This window comes from Flavobacterium sp., assembly GCF_035760125.1.
Classification (GTDB): domain Bacteria; phylum Bacteroidota; class Bacteroidia; order Flavobacteriales; family Flavobacteriaceae; genus Flavobacterium.
Map to the genome: position 1 here is coordinate 1 of NZ_DASTTN010000025.1, position 2685 is coordinate 2685.

Genomic DNA, 2685 nt, shown 5'->3' on the forward strand with positions numbered 1-2685 from the left:
TATCATCAACCAACTCGGTTAGTTTTGCAATTTCGTCATCTATATTCCCCAATTCCAAAACAGAATTCTCTAAATTGGATTGAATTACCACTAACTCATCTACAGTACTTACTTGATGTTTCTTTTCCAAATTATATATCAATTGCAATTTTTGATTAATCAGATTTAATTGCTCAGGATCATTGATTAATTTTTCGGAACAACGGTTAAGCTCGATTGCAATATCTTCAAACTCGATTTTCAAACTTGTTATCCTTTCAAACAACAAATTATAATCAGATGAGAAAAGAGCAATTTTCTGAATGGCATTTTTTATTTCGTTCAAATTATGAAACACCCCAATTTGTTCTTCATTTGCGATAGCCAACGATTTATCAAGTGATTCTTTGATAATTTCTACATTATTCAGTTGCTCATAATTTTCCTCCAGAAATTCTTGCTCACCAGATTTTAGCTTGGCAGACACTAATTCTTCCAAAAGAAAAGTATTGTATTCTTGCTCTTTAGAGGCTTCCGATTTTCTTTTAGTTAAGGCATTTAATTTGGACTTATTCGACTTATAATTTTTCAAAACCGATTGATAAGTCACAATTGTATCTAAATTATCAGCAATGGCGTCAATGATTTTGAATTGTACATCCTCATCCGACAGCTCTTGAGTTTGTTGTTGTGAATGAATATCTATTAAATACAAGCTTAACTCTTGCAACTCCTGTAAATTAACAGGGCTGTCATTTATAAAAGCTCTCGATTTCCCTGAAGGCAAAATTTCTCTTCGAATTATTGTTTCCGGTTCGTAGTCCAGATCATTGGCATCAAAAAAAGGAATTAAATTATATTTGGATATATCAAAATGAGCTTCAATCACACATTTTTCTTCTTTATTTTTAAGTGAAGTTAAGTCGGCTCTTTTTCCCAAAGCCAAACCTAAAGCTCCCAATATTATTGATTTACCAGCCCCAGTTTCACCTGTAATTATTGAAAACCCTTTTGAAAAATCTATTGTTAATTTTTCGATTAAGGCATAGTTTTTTATAGCTAGTGAAGTTATCATTTTTGAAATTTTATGAGTAGATTGGATTAAATAAAAGAAATTATTAAAAGACTAATATTTTAACAATTGCCATTTACCGGAATTTGATGAAGATGTTTTGTTTAAACTATCTACCATATCATTTATAGCAATACTTGGCCCTCCAGTAAAAATAGATACAATTTCATCTGATTTTGAATCCATAAAAACACGCAATAAATAACAATTAGGTTTGGTATTATTCAATTTGGACAAATTCATCAAAGAGCCTTTAATAATCTCTTTGGCTTTTTTAAGATCCTGATGCATAGTATCTAGTCCTAAATAATACTGAAAGCTAGATTGTCTGATTTCATTATAAGTAGGCGACATTAAATCATTGATTAAAACAAATCTACTCAATGTACCATCAGACTGATTCCATCCTTTGTAACCGCCTTGTTGCGCCAAATTAGAAATATTTAATGCTTCTTTATAATAGCGATCACCAAACAATGGAACAAAAGTATCGGCATCCATTCCTAAAATAATATAGCTATAAAATGACAGTACAGAAACAAGATTTGAATCATAACTTGTTGGGATGTAGGTCAAATTCTCGAATTCAGTATAATTAAAAGTAAAATCTTTGTCATTTACATTCAGAACTGGAGAGGAATAAGTCGAATTGTAAATATTTCTTGAAGACTGCACTTGGATATTAGCTACAAATTGATCAGAACTGTAACTAGAAATGGTAATATACATCGAACAATTAACCTTTTCCTTTTGCGAAAGGGATTGTCCAGTCCAGTCTGTTTTATTGACAAATTCATTTATAGCAGTTTCCAGCGTTTTGAAAACCTGTTGATTGGCATTGCTTAATTTTTGTGTATTTATAGTCACTGTACAATTCAGCTGCTGGGCTTGAATAAAGCCACAACTAAAAAATAAAAACAAAACAACTCTAACCATAAAAATGTGCTATTACTTTGTTTAAAATATCATCGGCCACAGCCTCTTTAGATTTCAAATCCATCGGCTCGATTTGAAATGCGCTATCTATAAAGGTAACTTTATTGGTGCTTTTTCCAAACCCAGCTCCTTGATCTTGCAACGAATTAAGAACTATCAAATCTAAGTTTTTTTTCTGAATTTTCGCTTTAGCATTTTCAATTTCATTTTCAGTTTCTAAAGCAAATCCAATTAAAAACTGATTTTTCTTAATTTGTCCGAGCGAAGCCAAAATATCCTTGGTCTTCTCAAGTTCTATAGTAAAATCATCAGTTGTTTTTTTTATCTTTTGCGAAGCAACATTCTTTGGTCTATAATCGGCTACGGCAGCTGCTGCAATAGCCACATCCACCGCTTGATAATACTGATGGCAGGCATCATACATTTCTTGAGCAGAAATCACTGGAATCACTTGAACCAAAGGATGATTTATTTTAAAATGAGTTGGTCCTGAAATCAATATTACCGATGCCCCAAGGTTAGCAGCACTTTGGGCAATATCAAATCCCATTTTGCCAGAAGAATGATTTCCAATAAAACGAACTGGATCAATTGCTTCATAGGTAGGTCCAGCGGTAATTAGTATTTTTTTTCCTTTTAAAGGTAATTTACTTTCGAGATCAGCTTCTAAAAAAGCAATTATATTTTCAGGTTCTGCC

2 protein-coding genes and 1 pseudogene are annotated in these 2685 nt (G+C 32.0%); all 3 read right to left on the reverse strand.

The features are described from left to right. Positions 1 to 1054, reverse strand: a pseudogene (locus VFS71_RS01190) (DNA repair protein RecN); the annotation flags it as partial. A gap of 51 nt (positions 1055 to 1105) precedes the next feature. Then, the gene (locus VFS71_RS01195; protein ID WP_326398852.1) at positions 1106 to 1987 is read right to left on the reverse strand and encodes a DUF4835 family protein; all 882 of its coding nucleotides are present in this window, start codon (positions 1985 to 1987) and stop codon (positions 1106 to 1108) included. Further along, a partial coding sequence (gene coaBC / locus VFS71_RS01200; protein WP_326398853.1) for a bifunctional phosphopantothenoylcysteine decarboxylase/phosphopantothenate--cysteine ligase CoaBC occupies positions 1980 to 2685 on the reverse strand: 706 nt, incomplete at its 5' end. The genes coaBC and VFS71_RS01195, both read right to left, overlap by 8 nt.

Coding starts and splice junctions, on each gene's coding strand:
- VFS71_RS01195 (WP_326398852.1), bottom strand. CDS start 1,987: ATGGTTAGAGTTGTTTTGTTTTTATTTTTTAGTTGTGGCTTTATTCAA.